The sequence below is a fragment of the Isoptericola sp. NPDC056573 genome (assembly GCF_042793335.1).
Classification (GTDB): Bacteria; Actinomycetota; Actinomycetes; order Actinomycetales; family Cellulomonadaceae; genus Isoptericola.
The window spans coordinates 195,087-220,958 of the sequence record NZ_JBHTUY010000002.1; the positions used below are offsets into that span (position 1 = coordinate 195,087).

Genomic DNA, 25,872 nt, shown 5'->3' on the forward strand with positions numbered 1-25,872 from the left:
GGTTCGATGCCGGTTTGCACCCTCTGACCTTCCTCAAATCGCCTGCGTGCGCCCGCGCCCGGCCACGAGGATGACGACGCGACATCAACCGCCGTGAGCCGTGAAGCGAGGAACCCCCATGCGCGTCCTGGTGACCGGAGGCGCCGGGTACGTCGGGTCTCACACGGTGCTCCGGCTGCTCGGGGCCGGGCACGACGTCGTCGTGGTGGACGACTTCTCCCGGGGTGTCCCGGCGGCGCTGGAGCGGGTCGAGATCCTCGCGGGCCGGCCCGTGCCGGTGCACGTCTTCGACGGGGCGGACATCGACGCCCTCGAGCGCCTCTTCGACACCGAGGGCTTCGACGCCGTGCTGCACCTCGCGGGCATCAAGAGCCCGAGCGCCCGCGGCGTCCGCCCGCTGGACAGCTACGAGACCAACCTCGGCACCACCTTCACGCTGCTGCGCTGCATGGCCTGGTACGGCGTCGACCGCCTCGTCGTGTCGTCGTCGGCCGCCGTGTACGGCGAAGGTCGCGACCTGCCGCACGCCGAGGACGCGCCGCTCTCCCCCACCGGCCCGGTCGGCCGCAGCCACGCGATGAACGAGCAGATCCTGCGCGACGTCGTGGCCGACGCCGGCCCCGCCCTGCGCGTGGGCGTCGTGCGGCACTTCTCCGCGGCGGGCGCGCACCCCTCGGGGTCGCTCGGGCCCGACCGGACGGGGGCGTCGGCGAGCCTGCTCACCGCCGTCGCGGAGGCCGCGGCCGGGCTGCGCGACGGGCTCGAGGTGCACGGCGTCGACCACCCGACCCCCGACGGCACGGCCATGCGCGACTACGTGCACGTGGACGACCTCGCCGCCGGGCACGTCGCCGCCCTGGCGGCGCTCGGCGACGCCGAGGAGCAGCTGTCCACCTGGAACCTCGGCAGCGGTCGCCCCACCAGCGTGCTCGAGCTGGTCCGGGCCTTCGAGGCCGCCACCGGCCGCACCGTGCCGTACCGCGTCGCCGCCCGCCGGGAGGGCGACGTCTCCGTGTCGTACGCCGACCCCGCCCGCGCGGAGGCCGAGCTCGGCTGGCGTGCCACCCGCGGCGTCGAGGACATCTGCCTCGACCTGTGGCGGTGGCACCAGCGCAACCCCACCGGGTACCCGACGTCCCTCGCGCCGTCCGCCCCGTGGCGCGGCGGCGTCGGCCACCGCCTGCGGCTCGTCTCCGCCGTGCCGGCCGCCGCGGCCTGGTAGCCGTCAGTCCTTCGTGTCGCGGTAGTACCGCAGCGCGCCGGGGTGCAGCTCGACCGGGTCGGTGAAGATCGCCCGCACCCGGTCGAGGTTCGCCGCCGACGGCACCTGCGCCGCGATCTGCGCCCGCGCGTCGAACAGCGTGGACACCAGGGTCTGCGCCTCGGCGTCGGGCATGTCGGCGCGCACCATGAGGAAGTTCGGCACCGCGAGCGTCTCGACCACCCGCGACGACCCGTACATGCCCTCGGGGACGATGCCGTGCCGGTAGCCGCTGCCGTACCGGGAGCGCACCTCCTCGACCAGGTCGCCCAGAGGCACGAGCCGCACCGGCACGTCGTCGGCGAGCGCCGTCAGGCCCGGGGTCCGCAGCCCGCCCGACCAGAAGAACGCGTCGATCTCGCCCGCGCGCAGCGCCTCGATCGAGCCGTCGAGGCCGAGCCTCGCGTCGGTGAGGTCCTCGGTGGGCACGTCCGCCGCCGCGAGCAGCCGGTGGGCGATGAGGGCCGTGCCCGACTGCGGCGCCCCGAGGGAGACGTCCTTGCCCCGGAGGTCGTCGATGCTGCGGATCCGGGAGCTCGCCGGCACCACGAGGTGCAGGAAGTCGTCGTACACGCGGGCCAGGGCACGGACGTCGAGCGGCTCGTCGAACTCGCCCCCGCCCGCGACGGCGTCCCGCGCGGCGTCGGCGGCGCTGAACGCCACCTGCGCCGTGCCGGCGTCGAGGCTCTCGAGGTTCTCCACCGACCCGCCCGACTCGTCGACCGCGACCGGCACGTCGTAACGGTCCTCGAGCACCTGCGCCAGCGCCGTGCCGTACGCGTGGTAGATGCCGGTCGAGCCGCCGGTCGCCACGGTGAGCGCGTCGGGGCGCTGCCCGTCCCAGGGGTCGCCGGCGGTGTCGTCGCCCACGCACCCGGCGAGCACCGGCAGCGCCACCAGCGCCGCGACGACCAGCGCCACGAGGCGCGCCGCCGGGGAACGCCCCGCCCTCACGACGTCACCTCCGCGTCGACGGGCGCGCCGCCGACCGCCGTCAGCGCGGGCACGCGCAGCCGCACCTCCAGGCCCCCACCGTCCGGCAGGCCCAGCCGCAGCCCGCCGCCGCCCGTGGCGAGCAGCTCCGACGCGATGGCGAGGCCCAGCCCCGAGCCGCGCACCGTGCTGTGACCGGGCGAGCGCCAGAACCGTTCGGCGAGGCGGTCCAGCTCCTCGGGCGGCACGCCCGCGCCGTGGTCGCGCACCACCACCTCGACGGCCCCGCCGCCCGGCGCCCCGCCGGTCACCGTGACCTCGACGCGGCCGCCGTCGGGCGAGAACTTCACCGCGTTGTCCAGGACGGCGTCGAACGCGCACTCGAGCACGATCGGGTTCAGCTCGGCCCACGCGCCGTCACCCGGGTCGTCGAAGGTCAGCTCGCGCCCGACGGCGAGCAGCCGCCAGCTGTCCACGCGCCGCGCGACGAGGTCGGCGACGTCCAGCGGGTGGGCGCCCGCGGCCAGGTTCGCGTCGTCGGCCAGGAGCAGCAGGGCGTCGAGGATGTGCGCCATGCGGACCGCCTCCGCACGCACGTGCGCCACCTCGGTGGCGTGCTCGGGCGGCGTGGACAGGGCGAGGTCCTCGACGCGCAGCATCAGCGCGTTGAGGGGGTTGCGCAGCTCGTGCGACGCGTTCGAGACGAACTCCTGCTGGCGGTGCATGGAGTGCTCCACCTGGGCGGCCATCGCGTTGAACCGGGTGATCACCTCGCGCAGCTCGGGCGGCCCGGTGGACGGCGGGATGCGGGCGTCGAGCCGCCCCCGGCCGATCTCGCCCATCGCGGTGTCGACGGCGCGCACCGGCCGCAGCACCCAGCCCGCGGTGCGGTGCGCGATGACGACCGCCAGCACGCACATGGCCAGCCCGGCCGCGACGAGGATGCCCCAGCTCGACCAGATGCTGCGGGAGATCTCCTCCGCGTCGGACACGGTGACGACGGCGCCCACGAGGTCACCGCCGTCGTACACGGGCTCGGCCACCACCACCCGGTCGGCCTTCCACGGCAGCGAGCTGAGGTCCGCCTCGCCGCGGCGGCCCGCGAGCGCCGCCTGCCGCTCGTCCACCTCCTGCAGGTCGAGCCCGTTGCTGGCCCACGTGGCGCCCGACTGGTCCACGACCGCGGCCGCCACCCCGTACACCTCGCGGTAGCGGTCCAGGTCGCCCTCGACGATCGTCGGGTCGTCGGCGGTCAGCGACTGCCGGGCCGTGATGACCAGGTAGCCCGCGTCCGCGAGCCGGTCGAGGTAGACCTCCTGCTGGTTCGCCCGCGCGACGTTGCCCGCGTACGCGGTGCCGAGCAGCGCCAGCACCAGCACGCAGGGCACGAACAGGATGATCGCCAGGCGGGTCCGCATCGGCCTCTACGCCCCCGTGCCCGCGGGCCCACCGCCGTCGGGCGCCGCCACCCGGTAGCCCACGCCGCGCACGGTCTCCACGACGTCGGGCTCGCCGAGCTTGCGGCGCAGCGACGCGACGTGCACCTCGAGGGTGCGGCCGAGACCCTTCCAGCTGGAGCCCCACACGTCGCGCAGGATCCGTTCGCGCGTGAGCACCGAGCCCTGCTGGCGCACCAGCAGCGCGAGCAGGTCGAACTCCTTGCGGGTCAGCTCGACGACGGTGCCCACGGCCTCGCCCACCCGGTCGCCCACCGCGCCGGCCGTGCGCCGCACCTCGCGCCGCGCGAGGTCCACCACCAGGCCGCGGACGCGCACGCGCGCGTCGGCGGCCTCGGCGCGGGCGCCGTCCCACTCGCGGCCGCGGCCGCGGCGCATGACGGCGTCGATGCGGGCGAGCACCTCGCGCACGTCGTACGGCTTGGTCACGTAGTCGTCCGCGCCGAGCTCGAGGCCGCGGATGCGCGCGTCGAGCCGGGTGCGCGCCGTGACCATGATGATCGGGGTGTCCGAGACGCGGCGGATGCGACGGCAGACCTCGAAGCCGTCGATGTCGGGCAGCGACAGGTCGAGCAGCACCATGTCGGTGCGCGGGCTCAGCTCGCGCAGGGCGGAGGCGCCGTCGCGGGCGCGGACCACCTCGTAGCCGTGCCGTCCGAGCACGGACACGAGCGCGCCGGCGACATGGTCGTCGTCCTCGACCACGAGCAGCTGCACGGGACCGTCCCTCCGTCGGGCGCCTGGAGCGCACAGGGTAGCGGAGCACCCGCCGGTCGGTCAGAGCCAGCCCACGCGACGGAAGACGCGGTAGAGCACCACGCAACCGACGGCCATGAGCACGAGCGCGAACGGGTAGCCGAGCAGCCAGTGCAGCTCCGGCATGTGGCGGAAGTTCATGCCGTAGATCCCGGCGACCACCGTGGGGTACACGAGGATCGCCGCCCACGCCGAGATCTTGCGCATGTCCTCGTTCTGCCGCACCGACACCTGGGACAGGTGCACCTGCAGCATGTCGGAGAGCAGGTCGTCGTGCGCGTCGAGGTGCCGGTCGATGCGCTCGACCGTCGACGCCACCCGCTCCAGCGTGCGCCGGTCGGCGACGACGCGGCGCTCGTCGGTGGTGAGCTCCGGCAGCTCCGCCGACACGGGCAGCAGCGCCCGCCGCGCCTCGGTGATCTCCCGCTTGAGGTCGTAGAGGCGCTGCACCGGGTCCGCCGTCGTGCGGTCGAAGACGACGCGCTCGGTGTCCGCGACGGCGTCCCCGAGCGCCACCTCCACCTCGGACGCCACGCCCACCAGGCCCAGCACGACGGCGAGCGCCACCCGCTGCGCGCCCGACCCGTGCGTGGGGCCCGGCCCGCGGAGCCGGTCCATCGCGTGCTCGCGCACGCCCGCGCCACCCGCCTCGAACGTCAGCACCGCGTCCGGGCCGGCGAGCACGCCCAGCTCGCCCGTGTGCACCTGCCGGTCGTCCTCCGTGAACCAGACCGTCGGGGTCAGCACCGCCACCCAGTCGTCGTCGAGCCAGCGCACCGCGGCCGCCGGCCGCCTCGGCACGTCCCTCGCGACCACGTGCACCTGCGCGAGCCGCTCCCGCAGCGCCGGGTCGATCTCCTGCGCCGCGGCGAGGAACGCCTCCTTGTCCGTGACGTGCAGCCAGCGCGCCGGGTGGTCGTCGTCCGCGGTCGTCACCGGCGCGCCGTGCGTCCCGACGAACCACTCGCCCGCCCGCGTCCCCTCGTCCGTCACACCCGCATTCTCGGACGAACCGGCCCGAAGGGCGCGGTGGGCGCGTGCCCGGGGCGATCCACGGGCCGCCGACCCGATCGTCAGGCGGCGGCGGGGACCCCGTCGTCGACCGGACGGGCGGCAGCGGCTCGCGACGCGACGAGCGCCGCGCCGGCTCCGGCGGCGACGAAGATCGCGCCCAGCGCGAGCCAGCCGGGGGTGCCGAACCGGATGGGCAGCGCGGTGACGACGACGGGCGCGGCCATGCCGGCGAGCGCGTAGCCGGTCTGCGACAGGCCCTGGTAGGCGCCGGCGCGGCGCGGGTCGGCGAGCTCGAACGCCATGCCCCAGCCGCCGGCCTCGGACAGCACCTCGCCGAGCGAGTGCGCGACGGCGGCGAGCAGCAGCAGCGCGGTCGCGGCGACGAGGCTGCCGTGCCCGGCCGCCGCGTACAGCACGCAGGCGCCGGCCAGCAGGAGGGTGCCGCGACGCACGGCCCGGCCGGCCGCCCGCACCTCGTGCGTGCCGCGGGACGCGCGGACCTGCAGCAGGGCCACCAGCGCCGTGTTGACCACCAGCAGCGCGGACACGACGGCGGTCGGGGCGTCGGTGGTCGCGACCCACAGCGGCACGCCCACGGTCATGACGCCGAACTGCATGGCCACGACGGCGTTGAGCACGACGCTGGCCACGTACGTGCGGTCGCGCAGCGGGTGCATCCCGGGCGCGGCCCGGTGCACGGGGTCGGCGGCCGCGGCGGCGTCCGGGGTGCCGGCGACGGGCGGGTCGGCGAGCATCCGCGCGGCCAGCTCGGGCACGCGGCGCGGCAGCCGGACGAGCGGCACGACGGCGCCGAGCAGCAGCACCGCCGTCGCGACCATCGCGGTGCGGTACGCGGCCGCGGTGTCCACCAGGAGCGCGACGGCGGCGGCGAGCGTGCCGAGCCCGATGAGCACGTTCGTCACGACGCGCAGCCGCGCGCGGACGTCGACGCGCTCGGGGCCGGTGAACCACCGGGCCAGCAGCGCCTGCCGGGCGGTGGACTGCACCCCGCGTCCGGCGCTGACGACGACGGCGACGACGGTGAAGCTCACCGCGTCGGAGGTGAACGAGTACGCCGCCAGCGCCAGCGCCTGTGCGAGCAGGCCCCACACCTGCACGCGGTGCGCGCCGCGCCGGTCCGACCAGCGCCCGGCGAGGTACGACCCGAGCACGCCCGCGCCGCCGGCGATGCCGAGGCCCAGCCCGACGGTGGTCGCGGGCAGCCCGACCACGCGCGTGAAGTACAGGACGGAGACGGTGTAGAAGATCCCCGTCGACGCGGCGAACGCCATGGTCGAGACGGTGAGGGCGCGCGCCACGGGGTCCCGCGGCAGGAGGGTCTGGATCACGGCACCAGTAGGGACCCGTCCGTCCGTACCCGGAACGGATGTAGCGCTGGCCTACATCTATGCTCACACCGTGGGACGGAGCCGCTGATGGGCTGGATGCACTACGAGCTGGCGGGCATGGACCTCGCCGACGTCCGGTTCGCCGTCTCCCCGCTGAACGAGCTGGTGCTGTCGCTGCGCGCGTGGCGCGACCCCGGCCGCTTCCCCGTGCACCTGCCGTGGCTGCGCCGCGTGCAGGAGGCCCGGCCGACCCTCGACGGCGAGATGCTGCTCGCGCTGACCAACGAGGTGATGTGGACGCCGGACTTCCTCACGCCGCGCCCGGGCAGCCCGCTCACCCGCCTCGACGACGAGCTCGCCGGCGTGGCCGGCGTCGACGACGCCGTGGTCGCGCACGACCTCGCCGCGGTGCACCCGGGCGGCCTGCCCGCTCCGCTGCGCGGCCCGCTCCCCCGCGTGCGGCGCCGGATGCTCGACGCGCTCACAGGCTACTGGGACGCCTGCTTCGCGCCCGTCTGGCCGCGGATGCGTGCCGTGCTGCAGGCCGACGTCGTGCACCGCGGCACCGTGATCTCGGCGCGCGGCGCGGGCGCGATGTTCGCCGACCTCTCCCCTCGGGTCTCGTTCGCCGAGGGCGTGGTGAGCGTCCGCCTGGGGACGCTCAGCGGCGAGCACCGCCGCTCCACCACCGGGGCGGGGCTCACGCTCGTGCCCACGCTGTTCACCCGGGCGGCGTCCGCTCCGATCTCGCCGGCCGAGCCACCGATGATCATGTACGGCGCGCGCGGCACGGGCACGCTGTGGCAGGCGGAGCGGCACGTGGCGGACCGCGCCCTCGTCGCCGTCCTGGGCCGCGCGCGGGCGGGCCTGCTCACCGCGCTGGAGCACCCGGCGTCGTCCACCGAGCTGGCCCGCCGCCTCGACGTAACGACCAGCGCCGTCAACCAGCACCTGCGCGTCCTGCGCGACGCCGGCCTGCTGACGTCGGCCCGCGCCGGCCGCTCCGTGCTGTACCTGCGCTCCGAGGTGGGCGACGCCCTGGCGGGCGGCGGCCGCGAGGCCCGGTGACCCACCCCACAGCCTGAGCTCCCGCATCCCGACAGTTTCCCGACGCCGCGTTGGTATCGTTCCCGACATGACGTCGGCAACTGGTGCCGGCGCGGAAGGGAGCACGATGTTTCTGGCGTGGCGCGAGCTGGTGTTCGCGCGGGCACGGTTCGGCCTGATGGGGGGTGTCGTCGCCCTCGTCGCGATCCTCGTCGTCATCCTCTCGGGGCTCTCCTCGGGGCTGGTGAACGACGGCGTCTCCGGGCTCAAGAAGCTGCCCGTGACGGCGTTCGCCTTCGACGAGGGCACCCCCGTCGACTCGGCGTTCTCCCGCAGCACGGTGGAGCGGGACCAGGCCGCACGGTGGGCCGAGGAGGACGGCGTCGCCGACGCCGCGCTGTTCGGCAACCAGCTCGTCAACGCGGAGGGCCCGGACGGCGAGGCGGTCGACCTGGCCCTCTTCGGCGTCGACCCCGACTCGTTCCTCGCGCCCGCGCCCGACCTCGTCACGCAGGGCGAGGGTCTCGCGCAGGACGACGGGATCGTCGTCAGCGAGACCGTCACCGACCTCGGGCTCGGGGTGGGCGACACGGTGACGGTCGACCGGCTCGGCACCGAGCTGACGATCGTCGGCGTGCTCGACGGCCAGCACACCTACGGGCACGTGGACGTCGCGTACGTCCCCCTCGCCACCTGGCAGGAGATCCACGCCGGCGCCGGACCCGGCGACGAGGTGCGCCCCGAGGCCTACGACGAGGCGACCGCCGTCGCGCTCGCGGAGTCCGACGGGGCGGACCTCGACCTCGCGGCCGCCGGTGCCGGCACCGGGACCGCCGCCGTGCCCCTCGAGGACTCGTTCGAGGGCTCGCCGGGGTACGCGGCCGAGACCCTCACGCTCGACCTCATCCAGACGTTCCTGTACGCCATCTCCGCCCTCGTGGTCGGCGCGTTCTTCACGGTGTGGACCATCCAGCGCCGGCACGAGATCGCCGTCGCGCGCGCCATGGGCGCCCGCTCGGGCTACCTGGTGCGCGACGCCCTGGGGCAGGCCGCGGTCGTCCTCGTCGGCTCGACCGCGGTGGGCGTCGCCGTCGGCGTCGGGTTCGGCGCGCTCCTGACGTCCACCCCCATGCCGTTCTCGCTCGAGCCCGTGCCGGTGGCGGCCGCCGCCGCGCTGCTGGTCGTGCTCGGCCTCCTCGGCGCGGCCGCCGCCGTCGGCCGCATCGCCCGCGTCGACCCGCTCACCGCCCTCGGAGGACAGCGATGACCCAGCCCGCACCCACCACGACGACCACCGCCACCGCGCGGCCCTCCGCCGCAGGCGACGGCCTCCGCCTGACCGACGTCGTGCTCACCCTCGGCGACGGCGACACCACCGTCGTCGCGCTCGACCACGTCGACCTCGCCGTCCCGGCGGGCGAGCTGCTCGCCGTCGTCGGCCCGTCCGGCGCCGGGAAGTCGAGCCTGCTCGCCGTCGCCGGGGCGCTGACCCGGCCCGACTCCGGCACCGTCCAGGTGGACGGCGTGGACGTCGGCCCCCTCTCCGGCTCCGGTCAGGCCCGGCTGCGGCGCGAGCGGATCGGCTTCGTGTTCCAGTCCGGCAACCTCCTGCCCGCGCTCACCGCCGTCGACCAGCTGCGGTTCGCCCTGCACGCCACGGGGCGCAAGGTCGCAGGCTCCGCGCGGTCGCCGCTCGAGCTCCTGGAGCAGGTCGGCATGGCGCACAAGGCCGGCCGCCGGCCGCACGAGCTGTCCGGCGGCGAGCGCCAGCGCGTCGGCATCGCCCGCGCGCTGGTGACGGCCCCGGCCCTCCTCCTCGTCGACGAGCCGACCGCGGCGCTCGACCGGGCGCGCAGCCACGACGTCGTCGAGCTCCTCGCGGCCGAGACGCACGACCACGGCGTCGCAACCGTGATGGTCACCCACGACCACGACGTCCTGGAGCACTGCGACCGGGTGGTGCGGATGGAGGATGGGAGACTGGTCGACTGACCGTCACGCCCCGGGCCCGCGGGCCCGGGGCACCCGCGAGGAGGAGTGCCCGTGCCGCGCATCAGCGCCCCCACCGTCGTCGAGCACCGCGCGGCGCAGCAGCGGGCGCTCCTCGACGCCGCGCGCGCCCTCCTCGCCGAGACCGGCCGCCCGCCCACGTTCGCGGCGCTCGCCGAGCGCTCCGGCCTCGCGCGGCCGAGCATCTACCAGTACTTCCGCTCCGCCGACGACCTCCTGCGCGCGATGGTGGAGGACGTCTTCCCCCGCTGGGCGGCGACGGTCGCGAGGGCCATGGACGACGCCGACGACGACGCCGGCCGGGTCCTCGCCTACGCGCGGACCAACCTCGAGCTCGTGGCCGAGGGCGAGCACGCGCTCGCGACCGCCCTGGCGAGCGCCGGCCCCGCCCCCGCGGTGGCGCAGGGCACGAAGGCCATGCACGGCGAGCTCCTGCGCCCCCTGGTCGACACCCTGCACGCGCTCGAGGTGCCGCACCCCGGCCGCACCGCCGAGCTGGTCAACGCCGTCGTCAACGCCGCGTCGCGGATGCTCGAGTCCGGCGCCCCGTTCGACGAGGTCTGGGGCAGCGTCGAGGAGCTCCTGACGCCGTTCGTCGCCCGGCACGGGCACGGTGGCGCCGCGACCTCCTGAGCCTCAGCCGGTCACGCGCGCCAGGTGCGCGTCGAGCACGTCGAGCGCCCAGCCGGCGTCGGCGTCGGGCTCCTGGCGCACGACGTGCAGCGCGAGGCCGTCGACGAGCGCGTGCAGCTCGCGCACCTCGACGTCGGACGGCGGGCCCCCGGCGAGGGTGGCGAGCGCCCGCGCGCACACGTCGCGGATAGCGTCCTGCGCGGCGCGGTGCCCGTCGCGCAGGGCGGGGTCGGTCATGGCCGCGGTCCCGAGGGCCAGGTAGGCCTCCATCTCGGTGCGCCGCTCGGCGTCGAGCGGGAGGAGCTGCGCGAGCACCGCGCGCGACCAGCCGTCGCCCTCCTCGACGGCGTCCACCCGCTCCTGCAACCGTTCCAGCACCAGCGCGACGGCGCGCTCGCGCACGCTGGCCACGGTGGGGAACGTGTAGCGCAGGGAGCTCTGCGGCAGGCCGGCCTCGGCGGCCACGTTGCGGACGGAGAGGGCCTCGAGGCCGTCGCGTACGAGGACGCGCCACGCGGCCTCGGACACCTGGCGGCGGCGTTCGTCACGGTCGAGCTTCTGGGGCACCCGCCCATGTTCGCACAGTCGTGCGAAGTGTGCTAGAACTGTCTTCGCACGATCGTGCGACAACCTTCCAGCAGATCCCGACCGAGGGGAAGTGAGAGCCGTGGACTGGCTGATCCTCATCGCCGCCGGCGTGATGGAGGCCGTGTGGGCGACCGCGCTGGCCGCGTCGCGCGGCTTCAAGCGCCCGGTGCCGACGACGGTGTTCGTCGTCGGACTGGCCCTGAGCATGTGGGGCCTCGCGCACGCGATGCTCACGATCCCGGTGGGCACCGCCTACGCGGTGTGGGTGGGCATCGGCGCGGTGCTCACGGTGCTGGTCGCCATCGTGCGCGGCGACGAGCGGCTGACGGTCGCGCGCGCCCTGCTGCTGGTCGGCCTGGTCGGGTCGGTCGTGGGACTCAAGGTGGTGAGCTGACATGAGCGCGAAGAACACGAGCACCATCGCCTGGGGCGTGCTGCTGGCCAGCGCCGTCCTCGAGGCGGTCTGGGCCACCGCCCTGCACGCCAGCCGCGGGTTCACCGTGCCCGCCGACACGATCGTCTTCGTCGTCGCCCTGTCGCTGAGCATGCTCGGCCTGGGCTACGCCGCGAAGCACATCCCGATCGGCACCGCCTACGCCATCTGGACGGGCGTCGGCGCCGCGCTGACCGTCGCGTGGGCGATGGTCAGCGGCACGGAGACCGCGTCGCTGCTCAAGGCGCTGTTCCTCGTCGGCATCATCGGCTGCGCCATCGGCCTCAAGGTGGTCGGGCACGACGACGAGGGCGCGGAGGAGCGCGAGGTCAGCGCCGGTGGACCACCTGAGCCGCGGCCTGGTCGCGGGGCATGAGCAGCACCTGGTCGACGTTGACGTGCGCCGGGCGGGTGGCGATCCACGCCACCGTCTCGGCGACGTCCTCGGCCGTGAGCGGCTCGACCCCGGCGTAGACGGCGTCGGCCTTCTCCTGGTCGCCCTTGAAGCGGACCAGGGAGAAGTCGGTGTGCACCATGCCGGGGTCGATCTCGCTGACGCGCACCGGCTGGCCCAGCAGCTCCAGGCGCAGCACCCGGGTCAGCGCGGCCTCGGCGTGCTTGGCCGCGTTGTACCCGGCGCCGCCCTTGTAGGGCTCGCGCCCCGCGATGGAGCCGATGGTGATGACCTGCCCGTCGCCGCTGGCGACCAGGCTCGGCAGCAGCGCCTTCGTGACGCGGACGGTGCCGAGCACGTTGATGTCGTACATGCGCTGCCAGTCGGCGAGGTCGGCGTCGGCCACCGACTCCGTCCCCAGCGCGCCGCCCGCGTTGTTGACGAGCAGGTCGCAGCGTCCGAGGCGCTCGTCGACGGTGGCGGCGAACGCCGCGACGGACGCGTCGTCCGTCACGTCGAGCGGGATCGCCGTGCCGCCGGTCTCGGCCGCCACCTGCTCGAGCCGGTCCATGCGGCGGGCGCCGAGGACCACGTGGAAGCCCGCCGCCGCGAGGGCGCGGGCGCTGGCGGCGCCGATCCCGCTGCTGGCTCCGGTGACGACGGCGACGCGGGTGGGGACAGGCATGAGGGAGTCTCCTCGGAGCGGGGATGCCGGTCGGCACGGCGTCGACCTCGGGCTCCCCCGATCGTAGTGGCCGACGCCGTGCCGTTCCGTGCCGCGAGCGGACGTCTCAGCCGTTGAACGCAGCCGGGTGCGGCCCGGTGCGACCGTCGCGCTCCAGCCCGTCGATGGCGGCGAGCTCGGCGTCCGTCAGGTCGAAGCCGAAGACGTCGAGGTTCGCGGCGATGCGCGCGGGTGTCACGGACTTGGGGATGACGACACGCCCCTGCTGCAGGTGCCAGCGCAGCACCACCTGGGCGGGCGTCACGCCGTGCGCGCGGGCGGCGTCGACCACGGGCGCGTCGCCCAGGACGGCGCCCTGCGCCAGCGGGCTCCACGCCTCGGTCACCGCGCCGTGGCGGGCGTTCGCGGCGACGGTCGCGCGGTTCTGCAGCGCGGGGTGCAGCTCCACCTGGTTCACGACCGGGGTGCTGCCGCCCAGCGCGGCCACGCGGTCGAGGTGCTCGGGCAGGAAGTTGGAGACCCCGATCGACGTCGTGAGGCCGGCGTCGCGCAGGTCCTCCAGGCCCTGCCAGGCGTCGAGGTAGTCGTCCGTGGCGGGGGTGGGCCAGTGGACGAGGTACAGGTCCACGTGGTCGAGGCCGAGCTTCTCGAGGCTCTCCTCGAGGCCCTCGCGGGCCGCAGCGCGGCCGAGCCTGTCGATCCACAGCTTGGTGGTGACGAACAGCTCGTCGCGGGCGACGCCCGATTCGGCCAGGGCGCGGCCCACGCCGCGCTCGTTGCCGTAGACGGCGGCCGTGTCGATGCTGCGGTAGCCCGCCTGGAGCGCGGCGCTCACCGCGGCCGTGGTCTCGGCGTCGGGCACCTGGAAGACGCCGAAGCCGAGCTGGGGCATGGTGCGGCCGTCGGAGAGCGTGACGGTGGGGACTTTCGCGGTCATGGGAGAGGTCCTTCCGGTGGTGCGGGGCTGAGGTTCAGGAGGGTGGGTCAGACGGCGGCGGGCGCGAGCTCGCGGTCGGCGTCGCGCGCCGGGGCGAGCTCGCCGCCCCGGGTGCGCACGGCGACCAGGAGGACGCCGAGCCCGGCGACCGTGACGACCGCGCCCACCCAGAGGGGCGAGGTGTAGCCGGCGCCGGCGGCGAGGGCGAGGCCCGCGGCCCACGCGCCGAACGCGTTGCCGACGTTGAACGCGGCGATGTTGGCGCCGGATCCGAGCGTCGGCGCCGCGTCCGTGTACCGCATGATGCGCGTCTGCAGCGCGGGCACGGTGGCGAAGCCGAAGCCGCCCATGAGCAGCAGGCCGACGACGGTCGCGACCTGGCTCTGCGCCGTGAGCGCGAAGAGGACGAGGACGACGGCGAGCACGGCGATGACGGTGACGAGCGACCGGACGAGGTTGCGGTCGGCGGCCCGGCCGCCCAGCACGTTGCCCGTGACGGTGCCGACGCCGAAGACGACGAGAAGCCACGGGACGGCGGCGCTGCTGAAGCCGCTCACCCCCGTGAGCGTGAACGCGATGTAGCTGAAGGCGCCGAACATGCCGCCGTAGCCGAGCACCGTCACCGCCATGGACAGCCAGACCTGGCGGCCGCGGAAGATGCGGAACTCCGTGAGGACCGACCCGGTGGAGCGGTGCTCCGTGCGCGGCACGAGCACGGCGATGCCGATCAGACCGAGCACGCCGACCGCGGTGACGGCCCAGAACGTGGCCCGCCAGCCCGCCGCCTGGCCGAGAAACGTGCCGAGCGGCACCCCGGCGACGTTCGCGACGGTGAGACCGGCGAACATGATCGAGATGGCGGCCGCGCGACGGTTCGCGGGCACGAGGTCGGCCGCGACGACCGCGCCGATCCCGAAGAACGCGCCGTGGCACAGTGCCGCGACGACCCGGCCGACCATCGTCATGCCGTACGTGGGGGCGACGGCGCACAGCAGGTTGCCGACGATGAACAGGACCATGAGCAGCAGGAGGGCCCGCTTGCGCGGCGTGCGGGACAGCGCCGCGGTCATGGCGATGGCTCCGACGGCGACGGACAGGGCGTAGCCGGAGATGAGGTAGCCGGCCACCGGCTCGGTGACGCCGAAGTCGGCGGACACCTCCGGCAGCAGGCCCATGATGACGAACTCGGTGAGTCCGATGCCGAAGCCCCCGAGGGCGAGGGCGTACAGCGCGGCAGGCATCGAGGCCTCCAGGGTGGGGAGCGGGGAACGTTGCGCGTGCACTAGTTGCACGCGCAACGTTCTAGATAGTTGCACACGCGCTATATCGGCGCAAGGCGCTATGCTGTGACCCGGACGACGGGTCGCCACGGGCCCGCGAGGAGGCCGACATGGGAATCGCCGACGACGCCGTCGAGATCCGCGCGCGCGGCTGGCGCACGCTCGCCGCGCTGCACGGGCTGATCGAGACGGACCTGGAGCGCGCGCTGCAGAAGGAGCACCAGCTCTCCGTCGTGGAGTTCACCGTGCTCGACGCGCTGAGCCGCCAGGACGGCTGGCACATGCGCATGCAGCAGCTCGCGCGTGCCGCCGCGCTGTCCAGCAGCGCCACGACGCGCCTCGTCACCCGCCTCGAGGACCGCGGCCTGCTCACGCGCATCCTGTGCGCCGACGACCGCCGCGGCATCTACACCGAGCTCACGCCCGCCGGCCGGGCCCTGCTGACGAAGGCCCGGCCCACGCACGACCGCGCGCTCGAGGACGCCCTCACGCGCGCCGAGGACATCCCGGAGATCGCGCCGCTCGCGTCGTCGCTGCACGAGGTCGCCGCGGTCTGATGGCCCACGGCCCGGGCGTCAGCCCTGCGGCCCGTACAGCCGCACGTCGACGCCGTCGAGCTCCCCGAGCACGGCCACGATCCGCGGGCGCACCACGCCCCAGTCGAGCCCGCCGAGCCCGGCACCGAGGGCGGGCACAGCGACCGACCGGATCCCGTGCCGCCGGATCACCGCGGCGAGGTCGACGAGGCCGTCGTCGACGAAGGCCAGGCGCGACGCGGAGCGCCAGTGCTCCTTGGTCGGGAAGCTCACGACGAACCGCGGGCCGGAGTCCGCGCCGGTCTCCCACACGTGCATCCGCCCCACACGCACCTCACCGGAGCGGCAGGCCTCGCGGTAGTCGTCGAACATCGCCGGGTAGACGCGGCGGAACTGCAGGGCGAGCCCCTTGCCCATCACGCCGACCGTGTTCACCGCGTTGACCAGCGCGTCGACGTCCGCCGCGAGCAGGTCGCCGCTCGCCTCGCTGATCACTGCCCGTCCCGTCACCCGCCCAGGGTGCCAGCAGGGACCGACAGCGATCTCAGGCGCCGCGCGGGAGTCCCGCGGTGGCGAGCAGGTCCTCGTGCAGCTCCATCCACACCCCGTGGACGGAGGCCGTGCCCAGGCCGACCACGCGCGCGCCGTCGCCGGCCCGCGCCGCGGCCAGGGCGTCGTCGAGCCGCAGGTCGTAGCCGGCGAAGCGGGCGAGCTCGCCCGCGAGCCCGGCGAGCACCGGGCGCACGCCGTCGACGACGTCGGCGAGCTCGGCGAGCACGCGGCCGTCCCACGACGCGTCCCGGTGGTCGTTGACGTCGAGCCGGCCGCCGTCCGCGGGCCGCAGCTGCCAGTCGGTGCACGCCCTGAGCAGCCGGGCGTTCAGCGGGTCGAACGCGGTGACCGCCTCGCGCACGACGGCGGCGGCACGGCCGGTCGGGTCGGCGGCCAGCTCGGCGGCGAGGCGGCGCTCGTCCTCGGCCCGCCCGCGCCCGGTGAGGGACCAGCCGCCGGTCCCGGCGAACTCCGCCCAGGTCACGTGCCCGAACGCCTCGAGGTCCAGCAGCAGCTCGCGGGCGACCTCCGCCGCGAGCCCCGACCGCTCGGCCACGGCCCCGTCGTCCGCCGTGCCCCGCACGCGGACGGCGTGCAGCACGAGGAGCTCGGGCTCCGACGCACGGCTCACGGCGACTCCCCCGCACCGGCGGACCGTGCGACGAGCCGGTCGAGCCGCTGCTGCACGGCCTGCGGAGAGCCGAGACCCAGCGCCGACGCCATCCGCCCCCACGTGTGCCCGGCGGCGCGGGCGGAGAAGAGCGCCGCCGTCTCGAGCTGTTCCGCCTCGGCGCGCGCGGCGGGCACGAGCGCCAGGGCGGCGAGCGCCCCGGCGGCGTCCTGCTCGGGCGTGAGCTCCCCGCGCGCGGACCGCCACAGGTAGTGGCGCACGAGGTCCGTCGCCGACGGCGGCACGGACGCCGGCTGCCACGGCCGCGGCGCGAGCGCGTCGGCACCCAGGTCGAGCAGCACGCGGCGGGCGCCGGCCTCGGCGCGCGCGGCGCCCTCGTCGGCGTCGTGAGGCTTGCGGTCCATGCGGAGACTGTGCACCATCAACGAACTGTTGTCAACGACATGTTGAGCAGCGCCGACGTCGGTCCCTGCGTGCCGCCGTCGGCGAGCTCGCGAACGACGTCCAGGGACGGAGGTGCGGCGTGGAGCCTGTCGTGCCGCTCGACGACGCGGCCCCGGCGCACGGCGGCAAGGCCGCCGCGCTCGGCGTGCTCCGGCGGGCCGGGCTGCCGGTGCCGGACGGCTTCGTCGTCCCGGCCTCCCTCGACGGTGACGGCCTCGTCGCCGCCGTCGACGGTGCGCTCGACACGCTCGGGCGACACGCGCCCGTGGCGGTGCGGTCGTCGGCGTCGGACGAGGACGGCGCCCGCGCGTCGGCTGCCGGGCAGTACGCCACGGTGCTCGGCGCCGTCGGCACGGACCGCGTCGTCGAGGCGGTCCGAGCCTGTCGCGCGTCGGCGGCGGGCCCGCGCGCCATGGCCTACCGGTCCGCGACGTCCGGCCTGCACACCCCTGCCGACGTCTCGGTCGTCGTGCAGCGGCTGGTCGACGCGCGTGTGGCGGGCGTGCTGTTCACGGGCGACGGGCGCGCCGTCGTCGAGGCCTCGTGGGGGCTGGGCGAGAGCGTGGCGCAGGGCGCCGTCGGCCCCGACCGCTGGACCGTCGCCGACGGCCGCGTCGTCGAGCACCGCACCGGCGACAAGCGCACCCGCGTCGACCGCGCGCGTACCGGACCGGGCGCCGGCACGACCACCCGCGACGTCCCGGCGTCGGAGCGTGACCGCCCCTGCCTCGACGACGACACCGTGCTGCGCCTCGCCGCGCTCGGACAGCGGGTCGCCGACCTGCGCGGCGGGCCGCAGGACGTCGAGTGGGCGGTGGACGACGCGGGCACGGTCTGGCTCCTCCAGGCCCGACCCGTCACCGCGGCCCTCCCCGACCCGCCCGCGGAGCGTGGTGGGCGCGCAGACGTGCTGCGGGGCACGGGGGCCAGCGGCGGCCGGGCGAGCGGGCCGGCGCGGGTGGTGCACGGACCGGACGGCTTCGCCGCCGTGCGGCCCGGCGACGTGCTCGTGTGCCGCGAGACGGACCCCGCGTGGACGCCGCTGTTCGGCGTCGTCGCCGCCGTCGTCACGGAGACGGGCGGGCTGCTGTCGCACGCGGCGATCGTCGCGCGCGAGCTGCGGCTGCCCGCCGTGCTCGGCGTGCCCGCCGCGACCGACGTCTTGCGCGACGCCCCGGAGGTGACGGTCGACGGCGACGCGGGCACGGTCGCGACCCCCTGACCTGGACACGGGCTGGACGCCCCGTGGACGCGCTCGCCCGCTCGTGGAAGCATCCGGCCATGACGACGACGGCGTCCCCTCGGGGCACCTCCACGGGGGCAGGGCGGCCCGTCGAGCACGCCCTCGGCCCGTTCCCGCCCGACCGCCCGCCGGCGGCGTGGGGACTGCGCGTGCTGGCGACGCTGCTCGACTCCGCGATCGTGGCGGCGGTGGTCTTCCTCGCGACGGGCGCCGCGCCGACGCTCGCCGCGCTCCCCGGCCTGGGCAAGCCCGGCGGGACCGGCGGCGCGGCCTGGACGGCCGGCACCCTGCTGGCGCTCGGGATCCTCCAGGCGTACACGGGCGCGACGCCGGGCAAGCGGGTGGCGCACGTCGCGGTGGTCGACGACCGCACCGGCCGCCCGATCGGGCTGCTCGGAACGGTGCTGCGCTGGTTCGCGCACATGCTCGACGCGATCCTGCTGATCGGCTACCTGCGCTCCGCGTTCCGGAAGGACGGCCGCACCTTCGCCGACTCGCTGCTCGGCACCGTCGCCGTCCGCACCACGGCGCCCCCGGCGCATCCGCTCGTGGCCCGGCTGCGGGCCTCCCGCGACCGGCACGCGCCCTGGCTGCGCTGGCCGCGACCCGTCACCGGCGGCGTCGCACTCGTGCTGTGCGCGGCGGCCGCGGCGGCGAGCGTCACCGCGAGCTCCGGCGGCGGGCAGCAGATGTCCGAGCAGCAGTCGTCGTGCATGAGCACCGGGGACTTCGCCGCGACGGCAATGATCGGCAGCGCCCGGTCGTTCGACATGGACTCCCGGCTCGGCATCACACGCGTCGACGTCACACGCTGGCAGGTCGCGGTCGCGTGGACCACCGGGCTCAGCGTGGACTCGAGCGACAACCCGGAGGTCGGAGACCTCGACGCCCGCCTCACCGTGACCTCGCCGGACGGGAGGTACCTGTACTGGGCCGAGTCCCCGGGCACGACCGGCCCCGACGAGGCCGGCGACGGGATCGACGAGGCCGCCGACGCCGCATGGTTCTCCCCCGCCGACGAGGTCGCGTCCACCGTGGTCACCGTGCCCGTGGAGCCCACGGGCTGGTCGGCGCGCGCGGAGCTGTTGGACGGCGGCGCGGTCGTGGCGGAGTGCTCCGCTCCCGTCCCGACCATCGACGCCGACCCCGCGAGCCTGTTCGACTGAACGACGTCAGGGCCGGAAGGTCGTCTGTCCGTGCGGCGACTTGGCGAACGCGAGCACCTTGTCGACCACCACGCGGTAGACGAGCGCGCGCTGGCCGTGCGGGTCGAAGGACTCGTCGTCGTTCTCGAAGTCCCAGGCGTCGCCGTACTTGGCGCGGAAGCCGTCGGCCAGCCGACGCAGCTCGGGGCCGCCGGTGGCGCGGACGACGACGCCCTCCACGACGACGTCGAGGCCGGCGTCCCACTCCGGGGTCCCGATCGTCACGGCGACGTGCGGGCTGTGTGCGAGGTTGTGGGCCTTCTGCTCGCCGGGACCGGTGCAGAAGACGAAGCCGTCGTCGGTCCACAGCCCGACGAGGGGCGTGACGTGCGGGCGGCCGTCCGCCCGGATGGTGACGAGCTGGTAGACGGTCGCGGCCGTCAGAGCGCCCTCGACCTCGGGCCAGGGCGTGGGATCGGTGGCCTCGCTGAAGCGGGCGTCGAGCGTTCCGGAGGGTGTCATGACAGGGCAGACCCGCCGGGCCGACGGAACTCGTCGGCCCGGCGGGTCCGGGATCTGCGGGTGCGGGCGGCTCAGCGGCTGTGCGCCGACACGTCGCCCAGCGTGGTGGTGGCGCGGATCTCCACCTGGACGTCGCCGCCGCTGCTGGTGATCGCGTTGCTGATCCGGCCGAGCGTCGTGCCGGCGTCGAGCGACGCCGTGACGCCGGACGCGACGCCCACGGTCACGTCGCCGGCCTGGGTGCGCAGGTCGAGCGCGCCCTGCACGGCCTCCTCCACGCGGAGGTCGCCCTTCGCGGTGCTCAGCGAGCCGGGGCCGGTCAGCCGACCGACGGTGATGTCGCCGGCCTGCGTGACGAGGCGGGCGCTCGCGGCCTCGTCGACCTTGATGTCGCCGTGCGCGGTCTCGACGACGACGGCGCCGAGGCGCCCGACGCCGCGCAGCGGGGCGCTCGCGGCCGTGACCTCGACCGCGGACCCGGCGGGCAGCTGGACCGTGACCTCGACGGAGCCGGAGGGCCCGAAGGCCCGGTGCCCGTCGGGGGCCGTGACGCGCAGGACGCCGTCGGCGTACTCGACGGTGGTCTGCTCGGCGGCCTCGACGTCGCGGCGCTTCGAGGCGTCGGCGGGCCGCACCTCGACCGTGGTGTCGGACCGGTCGGCGGCGACGAAGGTGAGGCGCCCGGCCGGGACGTCGACGACGGCGGAGACGGGGGCGGGGGTGGTGAAGTTCTGCATCGTGCTCAGCTCCTGCGGTGGTCGGTGCGGTGGTTTCTGACATGAGAAACGCTACGTTGCGTTCGCAGGTTCGACAAGAGCAATGTTGCATCAGAAATACGTTTACGCAGGTCATGATGCACATATCGTTGCATCAGAGAGAAACATCAACGCAATCGCGCGCTATGGGCTCGTTGCACCCGGTCGGAAGTGAACGTAACGTGGGCGCGACCGACCCAGGTCCGACCCAGGAGGACGCCATGCCGGGAGGCCGGCTCACCGCCCAGGAGCGCCAGCAGATCGCGCTGGGGCTCGCCGACGACCTCGCGTACGCCGAGATCGCCCGCCGCCTCGACCGCCCGACGTCGACCGTCACGCGCGAGGTGATGCGCAACGGCGGCCCGGGCGGCTACCGCGCCGACCTCGCGCAGCGCGCCACCCAGCAGCGCGCGCACCGTCGTCGTCCCGCCACGCCGCGCGCGCCGTCCGGCACGGGGGCCACGCCCGACGACGCGGCCCTGCGGGAGTACGAGGAGACCTTCACGACGCTGCTCATGCAGTCGGGCCTCCCCCGCATGGCCGCGGCGGTGCTCACAAGGCTGTACGTGGCGGACTCGGGCAGCCTCACGGCGGCGGAGCTGGTCGAGAGGCTCCGGGTGAGCCCGGCGTCGGTGTCCAAGGCGGTCGCGCTCCTGGAGAGCCTGGGGCTGATCCGCCGCGAGCGCGAGGACGGCCGCCGCGAGCGCTACGCCGCCGACGGCGACGCCTGGTACCAGTCGATGATCGCCGCCGCGCGCGCCAACGCCGCGCTCGCCGCCACCGCCCGGCAGGGGGTCGACGTCCTGGGCCGCGACTCGGCCGCGGGCGCGCGTCTGGAGAACATGGCGCGCTTCATCGACTTCGTCGCCGACAGCATCACCCGTGCGGCCGAGCAGGCACGCGACCTGCTCCACACCCCGGGGAGCGCCGCCCCACCGGCGGCCGTCACCCCCGAGGACTGACCGCCGCGGCGCGGACGGCGCGCGCCAGCACGAGCACCCCGGCGGCCGCGCCCGCGCCCACGAGGGTCAGGAGGATCCGCTCCCCCGCCCCCGCGACGGCCGGGCCGCCGGGCGCCACCGCGATCACCGTGACGGTGAGCAGCGCGGCGAACACCCACAGCGGGGCGGCGAGGTAGGCGACCACCGTCGCGACGGCGCCGACGGCCACGACGACAGTGACGACGACGTCGGGCGGCTGCAGCAGCGCCAGCCCCGCCGCGACGCACCCGCCGAGCACCGTCCCTCCGGCGCGGGCCAGCGCGCGCGAGGAGATCTCGCCGGTGCGGGGCACGAGCACCGCGTAGAACGTCAGCAGCAGCCACCACGAGTGCGTGTCCGGGTAGTAGGTCATGGCCCACCACGTGCCGACGCCGGTCAGGAGCACGAGCGCCGCGGTGTAGAACGCGGTCTCCAGCCGCGCGGCGGGTACGTGCGGCTTGCGGCGCACCCCGCCGGTCAGCGCCGCGACGAGCACGGCCGTCCACAGCCCGCCCGCCAGCACCGTGAGGGCCACCGGCCACGACCCCGCGAGGGTGCGCGGGTCGGCGTCGGTGAGCGCGACCGGCGCCACCGTGAGGATCGCGACCGTGGTCGCGGCCGGGGCCCCGCCCGAGGTCCACCCCTTCGCCGCCGCCAGCCCCAGCGCGGCGGAGGTGACGGCGATCAGCAGCACCGCCGTCCACACCCCGCTCCCGGCGAGGGGAGCGACGAGGCAGAGCAGCGCGGTGAGGACGGCGAGCACCAGCGGGCGGCGCGGTGACGCCAGCGCCGCCGTCGTGGCGGGGAGCATCCCGAGGTAGTACGGCATGGCGTAGTCGGGGGCGACCACGGCGAGGACGACGACCGGGGCCACCGCCGGCAGGGCGGCGGCGAGGAGGCGACGGCGCGACGAGCCGGGCCGAGGCGGCTCGGTCCCGTCGTCCGGCGCGGTCAGCGCCCCCTCCGGTGCCATGCGCCCCAGGATGCCCGGCGCTACTTGATGGCGCCCATCGACAGCCCGCGCACCAGCTGTTTCTGCGCGATCCACCCGGCGAGGATCACCGGCAGCGACGCGAGCAGCGCCGCCGCGCAGAGCCGTGCGAGGAACAGGCCCTCGCTCGTCATCGTCGACACGATGAAGATCGGCACGGTGGCGGCGCGCGACGCCGTGAGGTTGAGGGCGAAGAAGAACTCGTTCCACGCGAAGATCACGCAGATGAGCGCCGTCGCGGCGATGCCGGGCGCGACCATCGGGATGAGCACGGAGCGCAGCGTCTTCATCAGCCCCGCGCCGTCGACCGCCGCGGCCTCCAGCACCTCCGCCGGGATCTCCTGGAAGAACGACCGCATCATCCACACCGCGATCGGCAGGTTCATCGCCGTGTACAGGACGACGAGCGTCCAGATGTTGTCGAGCACCTTGAGCTGCCCGGCGATGACGTAGATCGGCACGATGACGGCCACGACGGGCAGCATCTTGGTGGAGATGAAGAAGAACAGCACGTCGCTGACCTTCTCCACCGGCCGGATCGACAGCGCGTACGCCGCCGGGATGCCGAGCAGCAGCACGAGGACGGTCGAGACGCCGGTGGCGATCGCCGAGTTCGCCACGTACGTCCCGGACTCCCCGATCACGGCCCGGAACTGGTCGAGCGTCGGGCTGAAGAACCACGTGGGCGGGTCGGACGACGCCTGGTTCTCCTGCTTGAAGGCGGTCATCGCCATCCACGCCACGGGGAAGAAGAACCCGAGGGCGAGGATCCAGGTCAGCGTGGTGAGCAGGCCGCCCGTGACGCGGCCGCGGCGGGCCTCGCGGCGGACGGGCGGGGCCGCCGTCGTGCGCGGGGCCGTGGTGGTGGCGGTCATGCTCACTCCTTGACGTCGAAGCTGCGGAAGATGAGCCGCAGCGCGGCGGAGGCGACGATGATCGTGGCGATGACGACGACGACGCCCATCGCGGCGGCCTGCCCGACGTCGAAGCCGAGGAAGGCGCGCTGGTAGATGTAGAACGGCAGGTTCGCGCTCGCCGTCCCGGGGCCGCCGGCGGTCATGAGGTAGATCTGGTCGAACGTGTTGACCACGTAGATGATCCCGAGCAGCACGCCCAGCTCGATGTACCGGCGCAGCTGCGGCAGCGTGATCGACCCGAACGTGCGCCACCAGCCGGCGCCGTCCATCGCGGCGGCCTCGAGCACGTCCTTCGGCTGCGCCTGGAGCCCGGCGAGCACGAGCAGCATCATGAACGGCGTCCACTGCCACACGAGGGCCATGAGGATCGCGACGATCGGGTACGTCGAGGTCCAGTCGACGGGGTCGATGCCGACCAGCCCGAGCGTCCAGTTGAACAGCCCGTACGTGGGGTTGAGCATCGCCATCGACCACAGCACCGAGCTGGCCACCGGCATGATGAGGAACGGCGTGATGAGCAGCGTGCGGGCCACGCCGCGGCCGCGGAACGGCCGGTCGAGCAGGATGGCGAGCACGATGCCCAGCACCATCGCGACGAGCACGCAGCCCAGCGTGATGATCACCGAGTTGAGCGCCGTCTGGCGGAACACCGAGTCCCGCGCGATGTCGACGTAGTTGGCCAGCCCGACGAAGAGGTCGGAGTCGGGGCGCAGGAGGTTCCGCGAGTGCAGCGAGTACCAGATCGTCACCAGGAACGGGATCTGCGTGACGACGATCGTGAAGATCAGCGCGGGCAGCAGCGGCCCGCGACGGCGCCACCGCTCGGCGCGCGGGTACCGGTGCTTGTCGGCGCGGGCGGCGCGCTGGGCCTGCGCGCGCCGCAGGTTCCCGGCCTGCGTGGTGACGGCGGTCATCGCTCGTTCTCCTTGCGGTACGTCTCGGCGACGGTCTCGGCGTACTGCTGCGACTGCTCGAGCGCGGCGTCCACGGACTTCTGGCCCGCGATCGCGGCCGACATCTGCTGCCCCACGCGGGTGCCGAGGTCCTGGAACTCGGGGATGCCGACGAACTGGATGCCCGGGTACGGCACGGGCGCCACCATCGTCTTCTCCTGCGTCGCCTCGCTCATCGCCGTGAGGGTCGCGTCGGCGTACGCCTCCGAGACCTCCGCGTACTGCGGCAGCTCGTAGGTGGACAGCCGGCTGCCGGGCGGCACCCGCTCCCAGGAGAGCCGCTCGCCGACGAGCTCGATGTAGTCCTTGTCGGTCATCCAGGAGACGAAGTCCCAGGCGGCGTCCTTGTGCTCGCTGGTGGACGGGATGGCGAGCGACCAGGAGTACAGCCAGCCCGCCGCGTCGGTCTCGCTCACCGGCGCGGGCACGTAGCCGGTCTTGCCGGCCACGGTCGACGACGCCGGGTCCTCGACCGAGGAGACCATCGAGGTCGCGTCGTACCACATGGCCGCCTGGCCCTGCGCGAACCGGGTGAGGCAGTCGCCGAAGCCGGAGGTCGCGGCGCCCGGCTGCCCGTACCGCTGCACGGTGTCGACGTACGTCTCGACGGCCTCGCGCACCTCGGGCGAGTCGAGGCGGGCGTTCCAGCCCTCGTCGAACCACTGCCCGCCGTAGGTGTTCAGCACGGTCGTCATGGGGGCCATGACCTCGCCCCACCCGGCCAGGCCGCGCAGGCAGATGCCCGCGAAGTCCTGCGACGGGTCGTTCAGCTCGGCGGCCAGCTCGCGGACGTCGTCCCAGGTGGGGCGGTCCGGCATGGTGAGGCCGGCCTGCTGGAAGAGGTCCTTGCGGTAGGCGAGGAACGAGGACTCGCCGTAGAACGGCACCGAGTAGAGGTCGCCGTCCACCGACAGCGCCTCCCGCACGCTGGGCACGAAGTCGTCCGGGTCGTACCCCTCGGTGGCGTCGGCGTACGGCTGCAGGTTCTCGATCCAGCCGTTCTCGGCCCACATCGGCGTCTCGTAGTTGGAGATCATCACGACGTCGAACTCCCCGCCGCCGGTGGCGACGGACGCGGTGATCTTGGCGCGGGCCTCGTTCTCCGGCAGGGACACGAAGCGCACGTCGATCCCGGGGTGCTCCTTGCGGAACTCGTCCTGGAGGGAGATCGCGTCCTGCATCTGCGGGTTGGAGACGATCGCGACGACGATCTGCTCGCCGTCTCCCCCGCCGACGGCTCCCGCCCCCGCGCACGCGGCCAGGGAGAGCCCGAGGACGGCGGCACCGCCCGCGGCGGCGAGCCTCCGGGTTCGTGGTCGGAACATCGCTGTCCTCACGTCGTCGGTTCGATCGGTGGTCCCTCGACGAGCGCCGACGCGCACAGATGAGATGCGGCGCTGCGCTCATCTGTCGGGACAGTAGTGGG

The 25,872-nt window shown here is 74.8% G+C and carries 29 protein-coding genes; 11 read left to right on the forward strand and 18 right to left on the reverse strand.

Features of this window, described 5'->3' with window-relative positions; all coding sequences use genetic code 11:
* Positions 1-118: 118 nt before the first annotated feature.
* The gene (gene galE / locus ACFQ8E_RS03615) at positions 119-1,222 is read left to right on the forward strand and encodes a UDP-glucose 4-epimerase GalE (protein ID WP_430549212.1); all 1,104 of its coding nucleotides are present in this window, start codon (positions 119-121) and stop codon (positions 1,220-1,222) included.
* Between the two features lie 3 nt (positions 1,223-1,225).
* On the opposite strand, the gene ACFQ8E_RS03620 is transcribed toward galE, so the two are convergent.
* The 5 genes from ACFQ8E_RS03620 to ACFQ8E_RS03640 form a co-directional block, all read right to left on the reverse strand.
* On the reverse strand, positions 1,226-2,215 hold the full coding sequence (locus ACFQ8E_RS03620) for a TAXI family TRAP transporter solute-binding subunit (RefSeq protein ID WP_430549213.1): 990 nt from the start codon (positions 2,213-2,215) through the stop codon (positions 1,226-1,228).
* Complete coding sequence (locus tag ACFQ8E_RS03625) at positions 2,212-3,612, reverse strand: ATP-binding protein (RefSeq protein ID WP_430549214.1); 1,401 nt, start codon at positions 3,610-3,612, stop codon at positions 2,212-2,214. Before ACFQ8E_RS03625 ends, ACFQ8E_RS03620 begins: the two co-directional genes overlap by 4 nt.
* Positions 3,613-3,618: 6 nt before the next feature.
* Entirely contained in the window at positions 3,619-4,368 is a 750-nt protein-coding gene (locus ACFQ8E_RS03630; RefSeq protein WP_430549215.1) for a response regulator transcription factor, read from the reverse strand.
* Between the two features lie 60 nt (positions 4,369-4,428).
* On the reverse strand, positions 4,429-5,400 hold the full coding sequence (locus ACFQ8E_RS03635; RefSeq protein ID WP_430549216.1) for a CorA family divalent cation transporter: 972 nt from the start codon (positions 5,398-5,400) through the stop codon (positions 4,429-4,431).
* Positions 5,401-5,480: 80 nt separating this feature from the next.
* The gene (locus ACFQ8E_RS03640) at positions 5,481-6,770 is read right to left on the reverse strand and encodes an MFS transporter (protein ID WP_430549217.1); all 1,290 of its coding nucleotides are present in this window, start codon (positions 6,768-6,770) and stop codon (positions 5,481-5,483) included.
* Between the two features lie 87 nt (positions 6,771-6,857).
* On the opposite strand from ACFQ8E_RS03640, the gene ACFQ8E_RS03645 reads away from it, so the two are divergent.
* The 4 genes from ACFQ8E_RS03645 (at position 6,858) to ACFQ8E_RS03660 (ending at position 10,460) form a co-directional block, all read left to right on the forward strand.
* Positions 6,858-7,838, forward strand: a complete 981-nt coding sequence (locus tag ACFQ8E_RS03645; RefSeq protein WP_430549218.1) for a DUF5937 family protein — start codon at positions 6,858-6,860, stop codon at positions 7,836-7,838.
* 67 nt (positions 7,839-7,905) lie between these two features.
* Positions 7,906-9,084: an ABC transporter permease gene (locus ACFQ8E_RS03650; RefSeq protein WP_430549219.1), complete on the forward strand. Its 1,179-nt coding sequence runs from the start codon at positions 7,906-7,908 to the stop codon at positions 9,082-9,084.
* Positions 9,081-9,809 (forward strand): ABC transporter ATP-binding protein, encoded by a 729-nt coding sequence (locus ACFQ8E_RS03655; RefSeq protein WP_430549220.1) that lies wholly within the window; start codon positions 9,081-9,083, stop codon positions 9,807-9,809. Before ACFQ8E_RS03650 ends, ACFQ8E_RS03655 begins: the two co-directional genes overlap by 4 nt.
* A 51-nt stretch (positions 9,810-9,860) precedes the next feature.
* Positions 9,861-10,460, forward strand: coding sequence for a TetR/AcrR family transcriptional regulator (locus ACFQ8E_RS03660; protein WP_430549221.1), 600 nt, complete (start codon positions 9,861-9,863; stop codon positions 10,458-10,460).
* A 3-nt stretch (positions 10,461-10,463) separates the two neighbouring features.
* Here the strand turns inward: ACFQ8E_RS03660 and ACFQ8E_RS03665 are convergent, their stop codons facing one another.
* Positions 10,464-11,027: a TetR/AcrR family transcriptional regulator gene (locus ACFQ8E_RS03665; protein WP_430549222.1), complete on the reverse strand. Its 564-nt coding sequence runs from the start codon at positions 11,025-11,027 to the stop codon at positions 10,464-10,466.
* Between the two features lie 100 nt (positions 11,028-11,127).
* On the opposite strand from ACFQ8E_RS03665, the gene ACFQ8E_RS03670 reads away from it, so the two are divergent.
* Positions 11,128-11,442, forward strand: a complete 315-nt coding sequence (locus tag ACFQ8E_RS03670) for a DMT family transporter (RefSeq protein ID WP_430549223.1) — start codon at positions 11,128-11,130, stop codon at positions 11,440-11,442.
* A 1-nt stretch (position 11,443) separates the two neighbouring features.
* Positions 11,444-11,857: a DMT family transporter gene (locus ACFQ8E_RS03675; RefSeq protein WP_430549224.1), complete on the forward strand. Its 414-nt coding sequence runs from the start codon at positions 11,444-11,446 to the stop codon at positions 11,855-11,857.
* Here the strand turns inward: ACFQ8E_RS03675 and ACFQ8E_RS03680 are convergent.
* The 3 genes from ACFQ8E_RS03680 to ACFQ8E_RS03690 all read right to left on the reverse strand — a co-directional run bounded on the left by ACFQ8E_RS03680 (position 11,811) and on the right by ACFQ8E_RS03690 (position 14,738).
* The gene (locus ACFQ8E_RS03680; protein WP_430549225.1) at positions 11,811-12,560 is read right to left on the reverse strand and encodes an SDR family NAD(P)-dependent oxidoreductase; all 750 of its coding nucleotides are present in this window, start codon (positions 12,558-12,560) and stop codon (positions 11,811-11,813) included. The two genes, ACFQ8E_RS03675 and ACFQ8E_RS03680, sit on opposite strands and share 47 nt — an antisense overlap.
* Before the next feature lie 106 nt (positions 12,561-12,666).
* Positions 12,667-13,497, reverse strand: a complete 831-nt coding sequence (locus ACFQ8E_RS03685) for an aldo/keto reductase (RefSeq protein WP_430549226.1) — start codon at positions 13,495-13,497, stop codon at positions 12,667-12,669.
* 47 nt (positions 13,498-13,544) lie between these two features.
* Complete coding sequence (locus ACFQ8E_RS03690) at positions 13,545-14,738, reverse strand: MFS transporter (RefSeq protein ID WP_430549227.1); 1,194 nt, start codon at positions 14,736-14,738, stop codon at positions 13,545-13,547.
* A 149-nt stretch (positions 14,739-14,887) separates the two neighbouring features.
* On the opposite strand from ACFQ8E_RS03690, the gene ACFQ8E_RS03695 reads away from it, so the two are divergent.
* Positions 14,888-15,334 (forward strand): MarR family winged helix-turn-helix transcriptional regulator, encoded by a 447-nt coding sequence (locus tag ACFQ8E_RS03695; RefSeq protein WP_430549228.1) that lies wholly within the window; start codon positions 14,888-14,890, stop codon positions 15,332-15,334.
* Positions 15,335-15,352: 18 nt separating this feature from the next.
* On the opposite strand, the gene ACFQ8E_RS03700 is transcribed toward ACFQ8E_RS03695, so the two are convergent.
* Genes ACFQ8E_RS03700 through ACFQ8E_RS03710 form a run of 3 tightly spaced genes read right to left on the reverse strand, consistent with a single transcriptional unit; the run spans position 15,353 to position 16,900 of the window.
* The gene (locus ACFQ8E_RS03700; protein ID WP_430549229.1) at positions 15,353-15,823 is read right to left on the reverse strand and encodes a macro domain-containing protein; all 471 of its coding nucleotides are present in this window, start codon (positions 15,821-15,823) and stop codon (positions 15,353-15,355) included.
* 34 nt (positions 15,824-15,857) lie between these two features.
* Entirely contained in the window at positions 15,858-16,496 is a 639-nt protein-coding gene (locus tag ACFQ8E_RS03705; protein ID WP_430549230.1) for a transcriptional regulator, read from the reverse strand.
* Entirely contained in the window at positions 16,493-16,900 is a 408-nt protein-coding gene (locus tag ACFQ8E_RS03710) for a DNA-binding protein (RefSeq protein ID WP_430549231.1), read from the reverse strand. Before ACFQ8E_RS03710 ends, ACFQ8E_RS03705 begins: the two co-directional genes overlap by 4 nt.
* A gap of 119 nt (positions 16,901-17,019) precedes the next feature.
* On the opposite strand from ACFQ8E_RS03710, the gene ACFQ8E_RS03715 reads away from it, so the two are divergent.
* A complete protein-coding gene (locus ACFQ8E_RS03715; protein WP_430549232.1) occupies positions 17,020-18,162 on the forward strand; it encodes a PEP/pyruvate-binding domain-containing protein in 1,143 nt (380 codons plus the stop codon).
* Positions 18,163-18,221: 59 nt separating this feature from the next.
* Positions 18,222-19,349, forward strand: coding sequence for an RDD family protein (locus ACFQ8E_RS03720; protein ID WP_430549233.1), 1,128 nt, complete (start codon positions 18,222-18,224; stop codon positions 19,347-19,349).
* 6 nt (positions 19,350-19,355) lie between these two features.
* Here ACFQ8E_RS03720 and ACFQ8E_RS03725 read toward each other — a convergent pair whose 3' ends face one another.
* Together ACFQ8E_RS03725 and ACFQ8E_RS03730 are read right to left on the reverse strand one after the other, a co-directional pair.
* Complete coding sequence (locus ACFQ8E_RS03725) at positions 19,356-19,850, reverse strand: pyridoxamine 5'-phosphate oxidase family protein (RefSeq protein ID WP_430549234.1); 495 nt, start codon at positions 19,848-19,850, stop codon at positions 19,356-19,358.
* Between the two features lie 71 nt (positions 19,851-19,921).
* A complete protein-coding gene (locus ACFQ8E_RS03730) occupies positions 19,922-20,587 on the reverse strand; it encodes a DUF4097 family beta strand repeat-containing protein (RefSeq protein ID WP_430549235.1) in 666 nt (221 codons plus the stop codon).
* Between the two features lie 239 nt (positions 20,588-20,826).
* On the opposite strand from ACFQ8E_RS03730, the gene ACFQ8E_RS03735 reads away from it, so the two are divergent.
* Entirely contained in the window at positions 20,827-21,567 is a 741-nt protein-coding gene (locus ACFQ8E_RS03735) for a MarR family transcriptional regulator (protein ID WP_430549236.1), read from the forward strand.
* Here the strand turns inward: ACFQ8E_RS03735 and ACFQ8E_RS03740 are convergent.
* Genes ACFQ8E_RS03740 through ACFQ8E_RS03755 form a run of 4 tightly spaced genes read right to left on the reverse strand, consistent with a single transcriptional unit; the run spans position 21,551 to position 25,771 of the window.
* Positions 21,551-22,558: an FUSC family protein gene (locus ACFQ8E_RS03740; protein WP_430549237.1), complete on the reverse strand. Its 1,008-nt coding sequence runs from the start codon at positions 22,556-22,558 to the stop codon at positions 21,551-21,553. The genes ACFQ8E_RS03735 and ACFQ8E_RS03740 overlap by 17 nt on opposite strands.
* 20 nt (positions 22,559-22,578) lie before the next feature.
* Positions 22,579-23,451 (reverse strand): carbohydrate ABC transporter permease, encoded by an 873-nt coding sequence (locus tag ACFQ8E_RS03745; RefSeq protein ID WP_430549238.1) that lies wholly within the window; start codon positions 23,449-23,451, stop codon positions 22,579-22,581.
* Positions 23,452-23,453: 2 nt separating this feature from the next.
* Entirely contained in the window at positions 23,454-24,407 is a 954-nt protein-coding gene (locus ACFQ8E_RS03750; protein ID WP_430549239.1) for a carbohydrate ABC transporter permease, read from the reverse strand.
* A complete protein-coding gene (locus ACFQ8E_RS03755) occupies positions 24,404-25,771 on the reverse strand; it encodes an ABC transporter substrate-binding protein (protein WP_430549240.1) in 1,368 nt (455 codons plus the stop codon). The genes ACFQ8E_RS03750 and ACFQ8E_RS03755 overlap by 4 nt, the downstream gene beginning before the upstream one ends.
* Positions 25,772-25,872: the final 101 nt, after the last annotated feature.